This is a genomic window from Croceibacterium soli, from assembly GCF_009828065.1.
Classification (GTDB): domain Bacteria; phylum Pseudomonadota; class Alphaproteobacteria; order Sphingomonadales; family Sphingomonadaceae; genus Croceibacterium_B; species Croceibacterium_B soli.
The window spans coordinates 136,510-154,320 of sequence record NZ_WTYK01000008.1 but is presented as its reverse complement, the minus strand read 5'-3'; the positions used below and the strand labels follow the sequence as shown (position 1 = coordinate 154,320).

Below are 17,811 nucleotides of genomic sequence, written 5' to 3'. Positions count from 1 at the left end.
CGAGGTGGCCATGTCGGATCGCCTGAAAGTCCTGATGCAGTACCTGCTGCCCAAGCAGTTCCTGACCACCTTCGCCGGCCGCGTCGCCGGAGCGGAGGGAGGCGCGATGACGACGCGGCTGATCCGCTGGTTCGTGCACAAGTACGGCGTCGACATGGGCGAAGCGGAGCATCCGGAGATCGCTGGCTACCGCAGCTTCAACGACTTCTTCACCCGCCGGCTGAAAGCCGGCTCGCGCCCCTTGGCAGACGCCGATTTCGTCAGCCCGGTGGACGGCATGATCAGCCAGTTCGGGCAGATCGACGATCACCACATCCTGCAGGCGAAGGGGCATCGCTTCACCACGACCGAGCTGGTCGGCGGCGACGCGGTGCTGGCGGGCCAGTTCCGCCACGGCAGTTTCGCCAACCTCTACCTGTCGCCGAAGGACTACCACCGCTTGCACATGCCCTGCGACGGCAGGCTGCTGCGGATGATCTACGTACCCGGCGCGCTGTTCTCGGTGAATCCGGTCACCGCCCGCGGAGTGCCGAACCTGTTCGCGCGCAACGAGCGCGTGGTGTGCGTGTTCGAATCGCCGGACCACGGCCCGTTCGTGATGGTGCTGGTCGGCGCCACGATCGTGGGGAGCATGGCGACGGTGTGGCACGGCGTGGTCAACCCAACGCGCACGGGCAGGATTTCCGAGTGGAGCTATGTCGACCAGGATATCAGGCTGGCGAAGGGCGAGGAGATGGGCCGCTTCCTGCTCGGCTCCACGATCGTCATGCTGTTCGGGCAAGGGGTCATCGCGTTCAACGAAAGCTGGGCTCCGGAACGGCCGGTTCGCCTCGGCGAACGGATGGGCGACCGCCCGGCGTAGCCGCCGTCCGCGACCTCCGCCGATCTGGCGCGCCAACGGTTTTGAGCCTATGCGCCCGCAGCCATCGCCACGGGAGTGCATATGCTGAGGGCGTTTTCACCGCGATCCGAACAAGTCCATGTCGACGTCACCGCGGCCGGTTACGACCTGGGGCAAGTGGTCTGGTTCGACCTTCTCACCCCATCGCGGCAGGAAGAGGAGTTCGTCGAGAAGAACCTGGCGGTCTCCGTCCCCACCCGGGAAGACCTGATCGAGATCGAGCCGTCGAGCCGGCTGTACCGCGAGAACGGCGCCCTGCACCTGACGGCCAACGTCATGGCCGGGGTCAGCGCGCGCAAACCGCAGGCGAGCCCGATCAGCTTCGTGCTTACGAAGGAGCGCCTGATCACGGTTCGCTACGACGATCCGCTGCCGTTCCGCGCTTTCATCGCCCACCTGGAGCGGCAACCCGACTTGTGCGGCACGCCCGCCTCCGCGCTGGTGTTCCTGCTCGACGCGGTGGTGGAGCGTACGGCGGATATACTGGAGGAGGTCGCGCGGAGCATGGATTCCGTGTCCGGCAAAGTCTTCGACCGGCCCGCAGGCGGCAAACGCAAGCGGATGACCAACGAGGGGCTGGAGGACATCCTGCTGGAGATCGGCAGTTCGCAGCAGATGCTCTCGAAAGTGAGGGAAAGCCTCTCCAGCCTGGCGCGCCTGGCGAGCTTCCTGGCCTTTTCCCTGCCCGAGTACGAGCCGGCCGAAGTGCCCCATCTGAAGACCGTTTCGCGGGACATCGCCTCGCTGTCGGACCAGGCGGCCTTCATGAGCGGGAATGTCACGTTCCTGCTCGATGCGGCGCTCGGCCTGATCAACATCCAGCAGAACGCGATCATCAAGATCTTCTCGGTCGCCGCCGTGATCTTCCTGCCGCCGACCCTGGTCGGCACGGTCTACGGCATGAACTTCGAGCACATGCCGGAACTCGATTGGGCATTCGGCTACCCGATGTCGATCGGCCTGATGATCGTTTCCGCGACGCTCCCGTACTTGTGGTTCAAGAAGAAGGGCTGGTTGTAACCCACCAGGGGCCGCGTCAGGTGCCGACGCCGTAGCGATCGGCGGTGAACCTGCCCGAGGCTCCGGCGGAATTGCTGTCTGCCGGATAGGCGAGCATCGTGGCGTTCCAGCGTTGCCATGCCTCGCTGAGCTGGGCGAATATCTGCGGCTCGCGATCCTTCAGGTTGCCGCGTTCGAGGGGATCGGCGACGACATCGAACAGGAAGCTGTTGCCGGCGATCTGCAGGTACTTCCACTTCCCCAGCCGCATCGCCTGCTGGCCCTGGTTCTTGTATTTCCAGAATAGCGGCCGCTCCGCCACGCTGCGCCCCGCCACGGCGGCCCTGATGTCGACCCCGTCGCTGGGGAACTTCGGGTGCGGCGCGCCGCCGGCCGCGGCGAGGAAAGTCGGCATCCAGTCCATCGACATCACCGGCGTCTCGCTGACCGTGCCGGGCATCGACAGCCCGGGCCAGCGCACGATCGTCGGCACGCGGATTCCGCCTTCGAGCAGCTCGGTCTTCTTGCCCGTGAACGGCCAGGTGTCGGAGAAGCGTTCGCCGCCATTGTCGCTGGTGAAGACGACCACCGTGTCCTGGTCCATGCCGAGCTCGGTCAGCTTCTCCAGGATGCGGCCGATCTGCGCATCCATGTAGGTGACCATCTCCGCATAAGTGGCCAGGGTGCCGCCGTCGTAGTCGAGGATGGCGAGGCCGTCGCCCTTTGCCTCCAGCCGCTGCGCGGTGTCGCGGTCGTTCGGGCCTTCCCACGGCCAGTGCGGCGCGGTGAGGTGGAAGCTCATCAGCCACGGCCGCTTGTCGCGGCTTCGCTCCTCCAGCGTCTCCACGGCTTTGTTGGCCAGGAGCTCGGTGAGGTAGCCGGTTTCTTCGATCAGCGTGTCGCCGTCCCACAAGTCCTCCTCGCCGTAGATCTTGTGGGTGAAGTAATCGACGCCGCCTTGCCGGATGCCCCAGAACTCGTCGTAGCCGCTCTTGAGCGGCCCGTGGTTCGGCAACTCGCCGAGGTGCCACTTGCCGATCAGCGTGGTGTGATAGCCGAGCGAGCGGAGCAGCGAGGGCATCGTCGGGTGATCGGCCGGCATCCCGACCCCGGGGTTGTTGGACAGCGGCTCCACCAGGCCGACCGGCAGGCGATATTGGTAGCGCCCGGTGATCAGGCCGACCCGCGTCGGGCTGCAGACCGGGCTGTTGGCGTAAGCGTGCGTGAACCGGGTGCCTTGCGCCGCCAGCCGGTCGAGCACCGGGGTTTCGTAATCGCGCCGCCCGAAGCACGAAAGGTCCGCGTAGCCCAGGTCGTCCGCCATGATGAACAGGAAGTTGGGCTTGCGGCCGGGCGTATGGGCGAACCCCGGGGCTGCCGCCGCCAGCGCGGCCGTGCCGAGCGCGCCGCCGATCGCCTGGCGGCGGGAAAGGAGAAGCTTCTGTTCCAAGTCTAACGTCACATCGTATCTCCAGCTGCCCAGTGCGGCAGGTCCTTTTTCGCGCCGGCCGCACTGCCGGAGCGGGTTCGCATCGGCCTTGCGGACGAGCTTACATCTTCAGCTTTACACCGACGGTGAAGCGCCGGCCCAGGGAATCAAACAGCACGCTGTTGGTCTGGATCGATCGCGCGCCGAACACGCTGTAGTATGGCGTCACCGGCGGATCCTGATCGGTCAGGTTGGTCACCGCCGCGAAGGTTTCGATCTCTGCGCCGGAGCCGAGTTCGAACCCGTAGGTAAGCCGCAAGTCGAGATAGAAGGCGCTGTCCACTTCGTTGAGCGGGACATCGCCGAGCGCGTTCTCCTGCGTCCCGGCAGCGATGTAGCGGCCCTGGAGGAAGGTGGAGAATCCGCCGTTGGAATACGTCAGGATGCCCGTGCCGCGGAAGTCCGGCAGGCCGTAAGGGATGCCGTTGGACTGCTGGATACCGGTCTGGCCAGCCCGGTCGACATACGTCCCGTTGCTCAGCGTTTCGGAGTTCTCGAACAGCCAGCTGCCGAACAGCCGGGCAGAGATGTCCTCGTCGCCCCCGAAGAGGGTCAGCGGCGCCGAGTAGTTGGCTTCGAGGTCGAGCCCGCGCACGCGGTTCTCGTTCACGTTGATGAAGATGTCGCCGATCAGCACGGGCGTGTCGTTGACCAGGGTGACCAGCTCGCACAGCTCGGGCACCGCATCGATCAGGCAGCCGTTGAGCACTGCCTGGGAGCCGAGCTGGCCGATCGCGCCCTTCACCTTGATGTCGTAGTAATCCAGCGACAGCGAGAAGCCTGGGAGCAGGGCGGGGCGCATGACGGCGCCGACGGTCCAGGTATCGGCCTTCTCCGGATCGACCTCAGGGTTGCCGCCCGAGAAGATGGTGACGTTGATCGCCTCCTGCTGCGGTGTGCGCGGATCGTCCACCACCGCGGCGCCGCCCGTCTTGTCGAAACGTTCAGAGAGGTTCGCGGCACGAACGTCGCGCGAATAGGTACCGCGCAGCTTGAGGAAGTCGAACATGTCGACGTCGAGGCCGGCCTTGTAGGCCCAGACCGTTCCCGAACCGGTGTAGTTCGCCCAGCGGCCCGCGAGGTGCAGGTTGGCCGAGTCGATCGGTCCCGCATCGTTGACGAGCGGGACGAGCGTTTCCGCGAACGCCTCGTAGACATCGATCGCGCCGATGATGTTCGAGACCTTGGAGTACTGCAGGCCCACAGTGTTGAGACAGTCGGCCCGGCTGACGCCGCGCAGGCCGGGGATCTCGCCGTTGCAGGCGACCGGATGGCCGTTGAGATGGTCGGACGATGGATTGGTTTCGTCCTCAACCAGCTGCAGGATGCTCTCGCGGCGGAACGAACCGCCGAAAGCCGCGACGATCGGGCCGGCCCAGCCTTCCAGCAGGTCGCCGTTGAGATCGAATTCGGCGACGTGCTGGCTGATCTTCGTGCGGTTCACTTTCTCCGTGCCGGTGGTGAAGGTGAAAGTGTCGCCGCGCTCGAAGCCGGTATCGGCATAGAAGATCGGGGTCGTGATGGTGGTGCCGGGCTCGTAGCCGGTGACGTAGTCGATCGCCTCCGCGCTGGCGTTGCCGCGGCCGAACAGGTTGATCGGCTCGCAACCGGCGAAGGCGTTGCTGAACAGCGTGGCCCGGCAAACGATGTTGCCGTTCGGCGTGCCGGTGGTCGCCTGTCCCTCATCGACGGCATCGAGCGCGGCGAAGATCCGGTCGACCCTCAGGCCGTTCTGGTAGCCCTTCCGCGTGTTCTCGCCGTACTGGTAGTAGAGATCCGCCTGCCAGCCTTCCATGAAGCCGCTGGACTGGATGTCCCAGGTCAGGCCCCCGGCGAAGCTGTTCATCACGCTGTCGTCGCGCAAGTATGCGTAAGGAGCGAGATCTTCCATGCTGCCCATGCGGCGGAGCACGAACGACTCGATGTTGTTCGCCTGCATCGTGTTGCGCACGCTCTGCGGCAGGAAGGCGTTGTCGGCGAAGATGGTGGCCGCGGTCGGAGTGCCGTTGAGCGAGCCGGTCGGGTCGTTGTAGCGGAACGTCTTGTTCTGCCCGCGCATGTATTGCGCATAGACGAGCAAGCTGGGCGTCAGCTCGTAGTCGCCGTAGACGTAGACGCTGTTGCGCTCCGCATCGGGGAAGAGCGTGAAGGGATCGGTGCCGAGAGGGTCTCCGCTGCCGCCGTCGGTCACCGAGTGGCGAGCCGGCGGCGTGCCGGTCAGGCCCATGGAAACGCCGCTGCGCACGAAAGGCGCCACGCCGCTGCCGTCGGGAAGGAATTCCATGCCCTGCAGCGGTGTGCCGGGGGCGAAGATCACGCCGTCCCACGAGGAGTTGGCGGAGATGACATCGGGATAGGCTTGCCCGTTCACGGTGCCCCAGGCGCGGTGCCAGTCGCGATCGGCGTAGTCGTGCACGCCGTCCTGCTTGGCGAACTCGCCGGACACGATGATGTGACCCCGGTCGCCGATCTTGGTGCCGTAGACCGCGGAGAACTGGTAGGTTTCGTTGTCGCCGCGCTCGGTGATGCCCGCCTGTGCGGAGGCGCGCAGGCCGGTGAAGTTGCGGTCGAGCATGAAGTTGACCACCCCTGCCACCGCGTCGGAGCCGTAGGCCGCCGATGCGCCGCCGGTGACCGTCTCGACGCTGCTGATCGCTTCCTCGGGAAATGTGTTGATGTCGACCCCGCCGAAGGGGCTGGACGAGACGACCCGGTGCCCGTTGAGCAAAGTCAGCGTGCGGTTGATCCCCAGGCCGCGCAAGTTGAGATTGCCGTAGCCTCCGCGGGCGAACCAGCCGGTCCCTCCGACGCCGGAGACCTGCACTGCCGAAACGGACTGGTTGCCGAGGAACTGCGGCAGCGTGCTCACCGCTTCGACCAGGCCGCTGGTGCCCATCGCGTCCAGCGCCTCGGCCCCCACCACGGTCACCGGAATCGGCGCTTGCGTACCGTCCGTCCGCAACCGCGATCCGGTGACCACGATGGCCGGCGCCTCGCTCGACGCGGGCTCGCTCGCCGCTGTGGCGTCCGGAGCCGGATCGGGTTGAGTCGCTTCTTCTTGCGCCACGGCCGGTGCTGCCAGCGCCAGTATGCTGGCGCTGCACGAAAGACCGAATGCGCGGAACGCGCTGCGGGTACTCGCCTTGCTCACGTCGTCTCTCCCTGGATCGTCTGCGTTTTCGCAATGGCGGGAGAAGTCGGCCTTGCCGCGCGGACAAGCAACGCACCGCAAAGTGATGACGAAAGGTTTACCCTGGGTTATGGGTTGCCGCTGGAGGTATTCGATGCAGCCACTTCCCTTCACCTTGCGGCAGCTGGAGGTTTTCTCCGCGCTCTGCGCGACCCACAGCTTCCGGCTGACGGCCGACAGGCTGCGGATTTCGCAGGCGTCGGTCAGCAATCAGGTGAAGACGCTGGAGGAACAGCTCGGCGTCCGGCTGTTCCACCGGGTGTCGGGCAAGCGGCCGATGCTGACGGCCGAAGGCCTGGCGTTCCTGCAGGATCTCGACGCGTTCGACGCCGCGGCTCGAGCGCTGGCGGCGCACCGCAAGCTCGGCGACCGGGCCGACGAGAGGGCCTATTTCCGCATCCGCATCGGCGAAACGATCATGGACCGGTTCGTGCGGCCCAAGCTCGACCGCTTCCTCATCGAAAACCCCGGCATCGTCCTGGAGTTCGACACACAGCCGCCGAGCAACAAGACCGGCGCCGATGTCGAGAAGGCAGGCTTCGATTTCGCCCTGGTGCACTTGCGCGACGATTATCCGCTGAACCCGATCTTTCGGAAGATCGCGCTGCTCAGCGGCGGGATCTACGGGCATCGCAAGTTCGCCGAGGCCCGCAAGCTTCCGCTGCAGACCGACTATGTAAGCGATCTTCCCTTCATCCTGCCGCGTGAAGGAAGCGAGCAGGAGCGTGAAGTATACCTGGCCCTGCGAAGGGTGGGGATCACGCCGCGCAAGATCATCAGCCACACGCCGTACTTCGACGTGATCGCCAGCATGCTGGGGCAGGGGCTCGGCGTCGCGAGCTTTGCCGAAGTCGTTCTCCCACCGAGCTTACGTGAAGCGGTGATCCTCTTGTACCCGCTCAACAACTGGCGCCTGAGCTTCTACCGCCGCCACAGCGGGAAGGACGATAAGGTGGACCGGGTGGAGGAGTTCCTCCTGACCTCGCTGCTCGCCGACCCGGATTATCCGACGCTGGCCATCTTCGACAGCACCTACGCTTGACGATTACTCCCTGCGCGCGGCGCTCGTCAGCATGTCTTCGCTCGCCTCAGGCCGCCTTTTGCTGCGCTATCCAGTCTCGCACCCGGCGCTCCAGCAGCGACAGCGGGAGCGAGCCGCCGCCGAGCACCACATCGTGGAAGGCACGAATGTCGAACCTGTCGCCGAGCGCGGATTCGGCTTCCGCGCGGAGCTGCTGGATGCGGATCATCCCGACTTTGTAGCTCGTCGCCTGGCCGGGCCAGACGATGTAGCGCCGCACCTCGCTGCGGATCGTCTCCAGCGGCATCGGTGAGTTTTCGCTGAAGTACTGGATTGCCTGGTCCTCGTTCCAACCCTTCGCATGGACGCCGGTGTCCACCACGAGCCGGATCGCGCGCCACAGTTCGGAGCTGAGGCGGCCGAAGTCCGAATAAGGATCGGTGTAGGTGTTCGGCATCTCCTTCGCGAGCTTTTCCGCGTAGAGGCCCCAGCCTTCGGCATAGGCGCCGTAGCCGTATTGCGTGCGGAAGGTGGGCACGCCGGTCAGTTCCTGCGCGATCGAGATCTGCATGTGATGGCCGGGCAGGCCTTCGTGGTAGGCGATCACCTCCAGCATGTTCTTCGGGTTCGCGCTCATGTCCGACAAGTGGGCGTAGTAGATGCCGGGGCGGGAGCCGTCGGGGGTGCCGGAGCGGTAATGCTGCGCGCCGCCGTCCTGCTCGCGGAAAGGCTCCACCCGCCGGACCTCGAGGTCGGCCTTGGGCAGCAGGCCGAAGTAGTTGGGCAGTTCGCGCTCGATGTTGTCGATCGCGGCCTTCGCGGCGGCGATGTAGGCCGCTGCGCCCTCGTCGCCTTCGGGGAAGTAGTTCCACTCGGCCGTGCGCACGTGTTCGAAGAAGGCGTCTAGGTCGCCTTCGAACCCGACGCGCTGCTTGATCGCGTTCATTTCGGTGTGGATCCGGCTCACCTCGTCGAGGCCGAGCTGGTGGATCTGGTCCGCCGTCAGGTCGGTGGTCGTGCTCTCGCGCAGGCAATCGGCGTAGTAGGCTGCGCCATCGGGCAGGGTGTGGACCCCGGTGGCCACCTTGGGCGCGTTCGGCTTGTCGGCTTCCATGAACGCGATCAGGCGTTCGTATCCGGGACGATAGCTATCCCGCAGCGCCTTCTCCAGCCGGCGGCGCATGTCCTCGGCCGCGGCGGCGTCGATCTTGCCGGCTTCCAGCAGCGCGGCGATCTTCGCCTTGCCGTCGCCCCACAGGGCCGTGTCCGATCCGCCGGTGAACGGAGCGCCGTCGATCAGCTTCTTCGCTTCGGCGATCACGAAATCGTACGCGAAGTAGGGCGGGCGCACGCCGCGCGCGGCATTGTCCTGCGCCCGTTCGGTCAACTGGCCGAGCGCCCGCTCGAACTGGCTGATCCGCGAGATGTAGGCTTCCAAGTCCGCCGGCGTCTCGACCCGGTGCATGGAGATCAGCTGCGAGGGGAGCGACGAGTGCACGCCCTGCATCTGGGTGAAGATGTAGGCGTTGCCGCGCCACTTGGCCGTACGGGCCGCGCTCTCGTACTCGTACTTCCAGAGGTCGTAGGACATGCGGTCCTGCGGGCCGAGCTTGTCGTAATCGAACTCGCGCTCCATCTCCTCAACCGTGGCTTTGTGCCAGGCGAGTTGCCAGTCGGCCGCCTCGATCGAGTACTCGCCGAGATCGCCGTAGCGGTCGCGGCGCCCGAGCGACGTGAGCCAGAGCGGGTCGAACTGCAGCTGTTCCTCGAATTTCTTCTCGAACCACTGGTGCAGGCGCTCGCTTTCGGTGGCTGCGGGCTGTTCCTGCGCTGCCGCGGGAAGCGGGGCCAGGAGGACCGCCGGAGGTGCAGCCGCGAGGGCGAGGGCGAGTGAGAGGCGCATGAACAATCCCTTCGAAGCAGCGGCCGGGCGGCGGCCCACGTGTCGCGGAACCTAGCCCGCCGCGAGCAAAGAACAAGGGTCGCGTCCTTCCGCCCCGCGCATGGCGCGCAGCCGAATGATGCTTCCCAAGCAAGCACTTGCGCCGGCCGCGCTTTGCGGAGACAGTGCGGCCATGCGAAAAATCCTGCTGATCGCGGCTCTTGCCGCCGCCGCTCCTGCCGCCGCCCAGGGCGATCCCGCCGCAGACGTATCGCAGCAGCGCTTGCGCAGCGATGTCGATGCCATGGTATCGTTCGGGACGCGCCACACGCTGTCGGAACAGGACAACCCGAAGAGGGGCATCGGCGCCGCCTTGCAATGGGGTGAGCGGCAGTTCCGCGAGACCGGCAAAGCCTGCGGCGACTGCCTGGAAGTCGTGCTGCCGGAGACGACAATTTCGGGTGAACGCATCCCGCAGCCTGTGCGCCTGCGCAACGTCGTGGCGATCCAGCGGGGTTCGGAGCGGCCGAACGAAGTGGTCATCGTCCAGGGTCACATCGACAGCCGGGTGACCGATGTGATGGATGCCCGAAGCGACGCGCCCGGCGCCAACGACAATGCCTCCGGCAGCGCGCTGGTGCTCGAAGCGGCCCGGGTCCTGAGCCGCAAGACCTACCCCACGACGATCGTCTACGCGCTCCTCTCCGGCGAGGAGCAGGGGCTGTACGGCGGCCGCCTGCTGGCGGACTATGCCAAGCAGCAAGGCTGGACGGTGAAGGCGGTGTTCAACAACGACATTGTCGGCGGATCCTGCGGCTCCGACGGGCATTGCGACGCCGCGCACGTGCGGGTGTTCTCCGAAGGGCCGCGGGCCGATGCCGACGATACCGCGCGCGCCGCCATGCGCCGCAACGGCGGCGAGAACGACAGCCCCAGCCGCAACCTGTCGCGCTGGATCGACCGCCTGGCCGAAGGCGGTGCGGAGCTCGACGTGCGGCAGATCTGGCGGACCGATCGCATGGGCCGAGGGGGCGACCAGATCCCGTTCCTGGACACTGGCTATCCCGCGGTGCGCTTCAGCGTCGCCGTGGAGGATTACGATCACCAGCACCAGGACCTGCGGGTCGAGGACGGCGTTCGCTTCGGCGACACGGCGGACGAGATGGATTTCGCCTACCTGGCCAACGTAACCCGGCTGAACGTGCGCGGGCTGCACGCGCTTGCCGCCGCGCCGATGCCGCCGGCGCCGACCGCGCAAGCCGCGGTGCAGACCCACACCGATCTTGCGTGGGAGCCCGTCGCCGGGGCCGAACACTACCGGGTGTGGATGCGACGCACCGACCAGCCGCAGTGGCCGTCCGAGCCGCTCACGCAGACCGAGAAGACCAGCCTGAAGCTGGCCGGCGTGCGCGGCGACGACTGGCTGTTCGGCGTCAGCGCAGTCGGCGCAGGCGGCGCGGAAAGCCCGATCGCGAGCGCGGTGCCGGGCGGAGCCTATCGCCCGCTGCAAGCGCGCTGATCGGCGCCGCCGGCCTGCCGGTCAGGTCGTGGACGCCCTGTAGATCTTTTCCAGTATTGCCTGAGCGGTCTTCAGTTCGGCGTCGCTCAGTGCCCCGAATACTGCCGATCGTTCGTTATCCAGCACGGGTTGAACGCGAGCGATTACATCCTCTCCGGCGGCGGTGAGATAGATGTAGCGCGAGCGTTTGTCGTCCGGGTGGTCTTCGCGCCTGATCAGGCCGTCCCGTTCCATTGCCTCGATCAGGCGGACCATCGTTGGCCACTGGACATGAACGCGCTTGCAGAGTTCGCTCATGATCACGGGTTGTTCGGCAAAGCCTATCGCGAAGAGAACCTGCCAACGCGCCCTGGTCTGCCCCGTTTCGTTGAGGATCCTGCTTTCCACCCGTTGCGTCCAGCTCTTTCCCGACCTGACGAGCATAAGCGAAGTTCTGAATTCGTTATCTAAACGGGAGCCCGCAGGGTAGAATTCGTTGTACCGGGTACTCCAGTCATCGTGATCGTAGTTCTCGCCTGAATTCATCGTCTCTCCCCCCTCGCGGCATTATTTTGGCTGATATTATCGATTTGCCATGCGCGGGTCATCAGTGCGGCACCCCTTACGAGCGTCCGCGAAGCCACTCATACCCCGAAATTTCCCGTTGAAAAGCATACCAAGGTAGGTAGTTTGTGAGTCGAAGCGCGCCCGGGCCTGAACAGGTCGAGTGCGCTTCCGTGCGACGGTTCCATGAAGAAGCCGCGTGCCAGGGGAGAGGATGTCCATCATGTCGAGAATCGAAATCATTCGCGCGGCCCTCGTATGTTCGAGCGCGGCTTGGGCCGCCTCGTTCGCCGGGACTGCTTATGCCCAGGATGCCGAGGTGGCTGCGGAAGCTGCGGTCGAACCGGGTGAATCGATCGTGGTCACGGGCTCGCGCATTCAGCGCCGCGACTACGAAGCCAACAGCCCGATCGTCACGGCGAACGAAGAACTGCTCGAAAACCAGTCGACGGCGGCTATCGAAACGGCGCTGAACAAGCTGCCGGCCTTCACGCCCGTTCAGACGCCTTCGCTGGGCGGGGACATCCAGGCCACCGCCACCAGCACGCCGGGCGCGGCAACGCTTTCGCTGCGCAACCTGGGCACCAACCGCAACCTCGTCCTGATCGACGGGCGCCGGGCCACGCCCGCCAACGCGCTGGGCGTCGTCGACATCAACACGATCCCGGTCGCCGCGGTAGAGCGGGTCGAGATCATCACCGGCGGCGCCTCCGCCACTTACGGCGCCGACGCCGTCGGCGGCGTGGTCAACTTCATCCTCAAGCGCGACTTCGAGGGCCTGCAGCTGGACGGCCGTGCCGGCATCTCCCAGCGGGGGGACGGTTTCGAATACAACGTCAACGGGCTGCTCGGCACGAACTTCGCCGACGACCGCGGCAACGTGACCATCGGCGTCGGCCTGAACAAGCGCGAGAGCGCGAAGCGCATCGACCGGCCGTGGTTCCGCGAAGCGCTGCGGGACCCGCGGTTCGCCGGCACCGAGTTCTTCCCGGACTTCTCGGCCTTCCAGCCCTACGGCGGGGTCAACCCGACCCAGGACGCCGTCAACGCGATCTTCACGCCTGGCGCCGTGCCCGCCGGCAGCCGCATCTACTTCAACGAGGACGGAACGGCCTTCACCGGCTTCTTCCAGAGCGTGCCAGGCGGCGCATACCGCTTCAAGGGCGACCTGAGCGGCGAGAAGTGGGCCAAGACCGCGGACGGAGCGCTGAAGCAGAACTTCCTCGATGACTTCGTGGTTCTGCCGCTGAAGCGCTACAACATCTATCTGCGCGGCAATTACGAGATCAACGATTCCATCGGCGTCTTTACCCGGGCCGACTTCACGCGGGTCCGGACCACCACGGTCCAGCAGCCGTCTCCATCGGTCAATGGCTGGTCCGCACTGGTTCCCGCGGCCAGCCCAGTGCCGGCAGAGCTGCGCAGCCTGCTGAACAGCCGCGTGATCCCCGCGGGAATGGATCAAGCGACATACCGGAACTCGTTCTTCGTAAACACGCTGAACTGCGATCCCAATGCCGTCCCCGGAGCGCCCGGTTCCGGTGCCAGCTGTGACTGGCAGCTCACCTACTACCTCAACCAGAACAACCGCCAGGCGCGGACCGATGTTTCGACCTACAACATCGTCGCCGGTCTCGAGGGCGAGATCCCCGGAACCGACTGGAGCTGGGAGGTCTACGCCTCCCAGGGCGAGTCACAGACGGACTCGCTCATCACCGGCACCGCCTCCCTCGAGCGGTTCCGCGCGGTGGTTTCGGCGCCCAACTGGGGCGCCGGGTTCCGGGCCCAGGGCAACCCGCTGTTCGGCGGCTTCGGCGCGGCGACCGCAACCTGCACCAGCGGCTTCGACCCGTTCAACAAGGGCAACGTTTCGCAAGACTGCCTGGAAGCGATATCGGCTGATCTGAAGAACCGTTCGATCATGCAGCAGACCGTCTATGAGGCGAACCTGCAAGGCGGGCTGTTCGATCTGCCGGCGGGCGACCTGCGGTTCGCCGCCGGTGCGAGCTACCGGAAGAACGACTACGAGTACTTGAACGACACCCTTACTTCTCAGGGCCGCTCGTTCCTTGATCAGACCATCGGCATCTATCCCAGCGGCAACTCGCGCGGCGTGATCACGGTCAAGGAAGCTTACGGCGAATTGCTGATCCCGGTCCTGCGCGACCTGCCCTTCGTCGAAAGCCTGGAGCTGAACGTCGGCGCGCGCACCTCGGACTACAACACCACCGGGAGCAGCTTCACCTGGAAGGCCATGGCCGACTGGGAAGTGACCGACTGGCTGCGCATCAGAGGCGGCTACAACAAGGCGGTTCGCGCTCCCAACATCGCCGAGCTGTTCCTTGCTCCGCAGCAGAACTTCACCGCGGCGGGCGGCGGCGACGTTTGCCGCACCTCCAACACTCTGCCCTATTCGGCCAATCCGGCGACGAACCCGAACGCGGCCAACGTGCGCGCGGTATGCGAGATCCTGATGAACCGGCAAATCGCCGGCACTTCGAACGTGTTCTATTCGGATCCGCAGTTCTTCGCCGCCCAGGGCCCTGCCTTCGCCTTCCCCACGCTCGTCGGCAACCCGAACGTGAAGCCGGAACAGGCCAAGACCTGGACGATCGGCGCGGTGGCGAATTCGCCGTTCGACAGCCCCTGGCTGAACCGGCTGCGGCTGTCGGTCGACTACTACAACATCAAGGTCGACGATGCGATCGGCCCGCAGACGCTCGATACTGCGCAGCTGCAGTGCTTCGATCCGTTCTACAATCCGGCGATCACGACCAGCCCCGCTACGGCGGCCGCATCGCCCTTCTGCCAGGCGATCGGGCGCGTGGCCGGCGACGGCGCGCTCGGCAACGTCCAGGTCACCTACCTGAACAGCGGCCGGTTCAGGACCCAGGGCGTCGACTTCCAGCTCGACTGGGCGGCGGATATCGGACCGGGCACGTTCAGCCTGAATTCGGTGGTGAACTACCTCATCACGCTGAAATCGTCGGGCCTGCCGACTCGTCCGCTGGTCGAGTACGCCGGCACCCTCGGCCCGGTCGGCAGCGCCGGTGTGGCGGAGAACGGGCTCAACCCGGGCGCCTTCCGCTGGAAGATGCTGAACACGTTCGGCTACTCGGTCGGCCCGGCTGAGGTCTCTCTCCAGTGGCAGCACCTGCCTTCGGCGAAGTCCATTTCCTATCCGCTCAACCCGAACACACCGTTCGTCGGCTCGCCGGCATACGACCTGTTCAACCTGAACGGTTCCTTCGCCGTTGCCGAGAACTTCACCGTCACTGCCGGCGTTGACAACCTGTTCGACAAGGCTCCGCCGCTGGTGGAGTACAACGCGACTGCCACCGGCCTGGCCAACGGCATCGGTGCCAACCCGTTCAACGCCTACTTCTTCGACCTGAACGGGCGCAGGTTCTACATCGGCGCCAAAGTCGATTTCTGATACTCCCACTGGGGCTCCCTTTTTCGAGCGGGGAGCCCCCTTTATTTCGATGATCTCACGGGAGAGTTGAGCGGTGACCGCCAAATCGTTTTGCCTCAAGGTGCCCGGCGCCTTCGTTCTGGCACTGCTTGTCGCGGGCTGTGCCAATGCACCGCCGCAGGCCGGCAACGTCACCGAGGAGCGGCTGCTTGCCGCGGAGGAGGACCCGGACAACTGGCTGAGCCACGGCCGGACTTATGCCGAGCAGCGTTTCAGCCCGCTCACCGATATCAACGACGGCAACGTCGGCCAGCTCAGCCTTGCCTGGGCGGTCGAGTTCGACACTTCGCGCGGGCAGGAAGCGACGCCGATCGTGGTCGACGGCGTGATGTATCTGTCGACCGCCTGGTCGAAGATCATGGCGGTCGAGGCCGCGACCGGTAAAGTGCTGTGGCAGTACGATCCCGAGCCCGACGCGGAACAAGCGGCTGCCGCCTGCTGCGACGTGGTCAACCGCGGCGTCGCCGTATGGGAAGGCAAAGTCTTCGCCGGCGTGATCGACGGCCGTCTCGTCGCGCTCGACGCCAGGACGGGCGAAGAGCTGTGGGACGTCGTGACCGTCGATCAGAGCAAGCCTTACACCATCACCGGTGCGCCGCGCGTGGTGCGCGGCAAAGTCATCATCGGCAACAGCGGCGCCGAAATGGGCGTGCGCGGCTATGTCAGCGCCTACGACGCGGACACCGGCAAGCTCGCCTGGCGGTTCTACACCGTGCCCGGCAACCCGGCCGACGGCCCCGACGGCGCGGCTTCGGACGAGGCGTTCGCGAAGTTCGCGCAGCGGACCTGGAACGGCAAGTATTGGGAGATGGGCGGTGGCGGCACCGTGTGGGACTCGATCGTCTACGATCCCGAGTTCGACCAGCTGCTGATCGGCGTCGGCAACGGCAGCCCGTGGAACCACCGCGCCCGCTCCGCCGGCAAGGGCGACAACCTGTTCCTCAGCTCCATCCTGGCGCTCGACCCCGATACCGGCGCCTACAAGTGGCACTACCAGGTGAACCCGGGCGAGACCTGGGACTTCACCGCCACGCAGCAAATCACTCTCGCCGACCTGACGATCGATGGGAAGGTCCGCAAGGTGGCGATGCAGGCGCCGAAGAACGGCTTCTTCTACGTGATCGACCGCAGCAACGGGAAGCTGATCAGCGCCGAAGCCTATGCGCCGCAGAACTGGGCGGAGCGGATCGACATCGCCACCGGGCGGCCGGTCGAGAAGCCAGAAGCGCGCTTCGCCGACGCGCCTTACCTGGTCTACCCCGCCGGGATCGGGGCGCACGCCTGGCATCCGATGAGCTATTCGCCAAAGACGGGCCTGGTCTACATCCCCGCGATGCACGTGCCGCTCTCCTACGGGGACGACGTGAACTACAAGCGCAACATCGGCCGCTGGAACACCGGCGTGACCTTCCTGGCCCCGCCCGAAGGCACTGTGCCCGGCGCCACCCCGCTGGAGCGGCGCGCCGCGCTGGCGGCGATGAACAAGGGCATGCTGATCGCCTGGGATCCGGTGAAGCAGAAGGCGCGCTGGAGCATCGACATGCCCTGGCCGTGGAACGGCGGAACGCTGGCGACTGCCGGGAACCTGCTCTTTCAGGGCGACCCTTACGGCATCTTCCGCGCCCGCGCCGCCGATACCGGCAAGGAACTGTGGAGCTTCGACGCACAGCGCGGGATCATGGCCGGCCCGGTCACGTTCCGCGCCAACGGCGAGCAGTACGTCGCCGTCCTGGCGGGATATGGCGGCTCCATGGGCATGGCCACGCAGACCGATTGGATGCGCCGCCCGCCCCCAAACGGCCTGCTGCTGGCCTTCAAGATTGGCGGCACGGGCAAGCTGGCGAAGCTGCCCCCGATCAAGCCGCGCCCTTACGTGAGCAGCAAGGAGAGCTTCACCGCCGCGCAACTGGCCGAGGGCGAGGCGCAGTTCTTCGCCTTCTGCTCGATCTGCCACACGGGGCCGGTCAACCCGGACCTCATGCGCTCACCGATGGCCACCAGCGCCGATGCCTGGAAGGCCGTGGTCATCGACGGTGCCCTGGCCGACAGGGGCATGATCAGCTTCAAGCCCTGGATCAACGCGGAACAGGCCGAGGCCGTGCGGGGCTACGTGCTCACCGAAGCAGCCCGCCGCAACGCGCGCGAGCAGGCCAAGGCCGGGTCATGAGGGGTGGGGCTGCCATGGCATCGGGAGAAAGGCCCCGCGCCCGGCATGGACGCATAGGTGTGGTCGCGGCGCTCGGGCTGAACGCCGCGGCGCTTGTCGTGCCGCAGCAGGCGAGCGCCCAGCCAGACCAGCTTTCTTCCTGCCTCGCCATAGCGGACATGGCAGCACGAGTGGCCTGTTACGACGCCATCGCCAGACGCCAGGTCGAAACACCCGTGGCGGTTCCGACGCCCGCTCCGACGCCCGCTCCTGCACCCGCTCCGGCGCCGAGGGTCGAGGCGCCAGCCGCGGCGCCGGCAGCCACGGAACGACCGGTGGAGGCCGGCACCTCGGCCAAGGCGGAGTTCGGGTTCAGCCCGGCCGAGCGGGAGCGGCTGCTTCCGGCCGAGCAGCAGCAGCTCGTCGATCTCACGTTCACGGTCGGAACGGCGCGGCTGACCGGTCCAGGATACTGGCAGTTCGAGATGAAAGAGGGATCGACCTGGCGCCTTGCCGAGAGCCGCCGGGCCTTCCGCGCTCCCGGGCCCGGCGATGCGGTCGTCATCCGGCGCGGCTCGCTCGGCAGCTACTTCCTCGATTTCGATGACCAGCCGGGGATGCGCATCAAGCGCCTGCGCTGACCGGC

11 protein-coding genes are annotated in these 17,811 nt (G+C 66.1%); 7 read left to right on the top strand and 4 right to left on the bottom strand.

Going from position 1 to position 17,811, the window contains the following annotated elements; all coding sequences use genetic code 11:
• Positions 1 to 10 precede the first annotated feature (10 nt).
• Together asd and GRI75_RS13125 are read left to right on the top strand one after the other, a co-directional pair.
• Positions 11 to 862: an archaetidylserine decarboxylase gene (gene asd, locus GRI75_RS13130; RefSeq protein WP_160747439.1), complete on the top strand. Its 852-nt coding sequence runs from the start codon at positions 11 to 13 to the stop codon at positions 860 to 862.
• A gap of 81 nt (positions 863 to 943) precedes the next feature.
• On the top strand, positions 944 to 1,921 hold the full coding sequence (locus tag GRI75_RS13125) for a magnesium transporter CorA family protein (RefSeq protein ID WP_160747438.1): 978 nt from the start codon (positions 944 to 946) through the stop codon (positions 1,919 to 1,921).
• A 16-nt stretch (positions 1,922 to 1,937) separates the two neighbouring features.
• On the opposite strand, the gene GRI75_RS13120 is transcribed toward GRI75_RS13125, so the two are convergent.
• Complete coding sequence (locus tag GRI75_RS13120; RefSeq protein WP_328597987.1) at positions 1,938 to 3,362, bottom strand: sulfatase family protein; 1,425 nt, start codon at positions 3,360 to 3,362, stop codon at positions 1,938 to 1,940.
• 88 nt (positions 3,363 to 3,450) lie between these two features.
• Positions 3,451 to 6,540: a TonB-dependent receptor domain-containing protein gene (locus tag GRI75_RS13115; RefSeq protein WP_160747437.1), complete on the bottom strand. Its 3,090-nt coding sequence runs from the start codon at positions 6,538 to 6,540 to the stop codon at positions 3,451 to 3,453.
• 133 nt (positions 6,541 to 6,673) lie between these two features.
• Here GRI75_RS13115 and GRI75_RS13110 point away from each other — a divergent pair, with 133 nt between their 5' ends.
• On the top strand, positions 6,674 to 7,621 hold the full coding sequence (locus GRI75_RS13110) for a LysR family transcriptional regulator (RefSeq protein ID WP_160747436.1): 948 nt from the start codon (positions 6,674 to 6,676) through the stop codon (positions 7,619 to 7,621).
• A gap of 46 nt (positions 7,622 to 7,667) precedes the next feature.
• On the opposite strand, the gene GRI75_RS13105 is transcribed toward GRI75_RS13110, so the two are convergent.
• Positions 7,668 to 9,503: a DUF885 domain-containing protein gene (locus GRI75_RS13105; RefSeq protein ID WP_160747435.1), complete on the bottom strand. Its 1,836-nt coding sequence runs from the start codon at positions 9,501 to 9,503 to the stop codon at positions 7,668 to 7,670.
• Positions 9,504 to 9,675: 172 nt separating this feature from the next.
• Here GRI75_RS13105 and GRI75_RS13100 point away from each other — a divergent pair, with 172 nt between their 5' ends.
• Positions 9,676 to 11,001: a M20/M25/M40 family metallo-hydrolase gene (locus GRI75_RS13100; RefSeq protein ID WP_160747434.1), complete on the top strand. Its 1,326-nt coding sequence runs from the start codon at positions 9,676 to 9,678 to the stop codon at positions 10,999 to 11,001.
• A 21-nt stretch (positions 11,002 to 11,022) separates the two neighbouring features.
• Here the strand turns inward: GRI75_RS13100 and GRI75_RS13095 are convergent, their stop codons facing one another.
• Complete coding sequence (locus GRI75_RS13095) at positions 11,023 to 11,526, bottom strand: MarR family winged helix-turn-helix transcriptional regulator (RefSeq protein ID WP_160747433.1); 504 nt, start codon at positions 11,524 to 11,526, stop codon at positions 11,023 to 11,025.
• A 241-nt stretch (positions 11,527 to 11,767) separates the two neighbouring features.
• On the opposite strand from GRI75_RS13095, the gene GRI75_RS13090 reads away from it, so the two are divergent.
• The 3 genes from GRI75_RS13090 (at position 11,768) to GRI75_RS13080 (ending at position 17,806) form a co-directional block, all read left to right on the top strand.
• Positions 11,768 to 14,980 carry a TonB-dependent receptor plug domain-containing protein gene (locus GRI75_RS13090; protein WP_235911497.1) on the top strand — a complete coding sequence of 1,071 codons (3,213 nt, stop codon included), beginning with the start codon at positions 11,768 to 11,770 and terminating at the stop codon, positions 14,978 to 14,980.
• Between the two features lie 73 nt (positions 14,981 to 15,053).
• Positions 15,054 to 17,186 (top strand): PQQ-dependent dehydrogenase, methanol/ethanol family, encoded by a 2,133-nt coding sequence (locus GRI75_RS13085; RefSeq protein WP_160747431.1) that lies wholly within the window; start codon positions 15,054 to 15,056, stop codon positions 17,184 to 17,186.
• Between the two features lie 14 nt (positions 17,187 to 17,200).
• Positions 17,201 to 17,806 (top strand): hypothetical protein, encoded by a 606-nt coding sequence (locus GRI75_RS13080; RefSeq protein ID WP_160747430.1) that lies wholly within the window; start codon positions 17,201 to 17,203, stop codon positions 17,804 to 17,806.
• Positions 17,807 to 17,811: the final 5 nt, after the last annotated feature.

Excerpts from the sequence above, each read along its gene's own strand:
- asd (WP_160747439.1), top strand. The coding sequence starts at position 11 with ATGTCGGATCGCCTGAAAGTCCTGATGCAGTACCTGCTGCCCAAGCAG.
- GRI75_RS13125 (WP_160747438.1), top strand. The coding sequence starts at position 944 with ATGCTGAGGGCGTTTTCACCGCGATCCGAACAAGTCCATGTCGACGTC.
- GRI75_RS13110 (WP_160747436.1), top strand. The coding sequence starts at position 6,674 with ATGCAGCCACTTCCCTTCACCTTGCGGCAGCTGGAGGTTTTCTCCGCG.
- GRI75_RS13105 (WP_160747435.1), bottom strand. The coding sequence starts at position 9,503 with ATGCGCCTCTCACTCGCCCTCGCCCTCGCGGCTGCACCTCCGGCGGTC.
- GRI75_RS13100 (WP_160747434.1), top strand. The coding sequence starts at position 9,676 with ATGCGAAAAATCCTGCTGATCGCGGCTCTTGCCGCCGCCGCTCCTGCC.
- GRI75_RS13095 (WP_160747433.1), bottom strand. The coding sequence starts at position 11,526 with ATGAATTCAGGCGAGAACTACGATCACGATGACTGGAGTACCCGGTAC.
- GRI75_RS13090 (WP_235911497.1), top strand. The coding sequence starts at position 11,768 with ATGTCGAGAATCGAAATCATTCGCGCGGCCCTCGTATGTTCGAGCGCG.
- GRI75_RS13080 (WP_160747430.1), top strand. The coding sequence starts at position 17,201 with ATGGCATCGGGAGAAAGGCCCCGCGCCCGGCATGGACGCATAGGTGTG.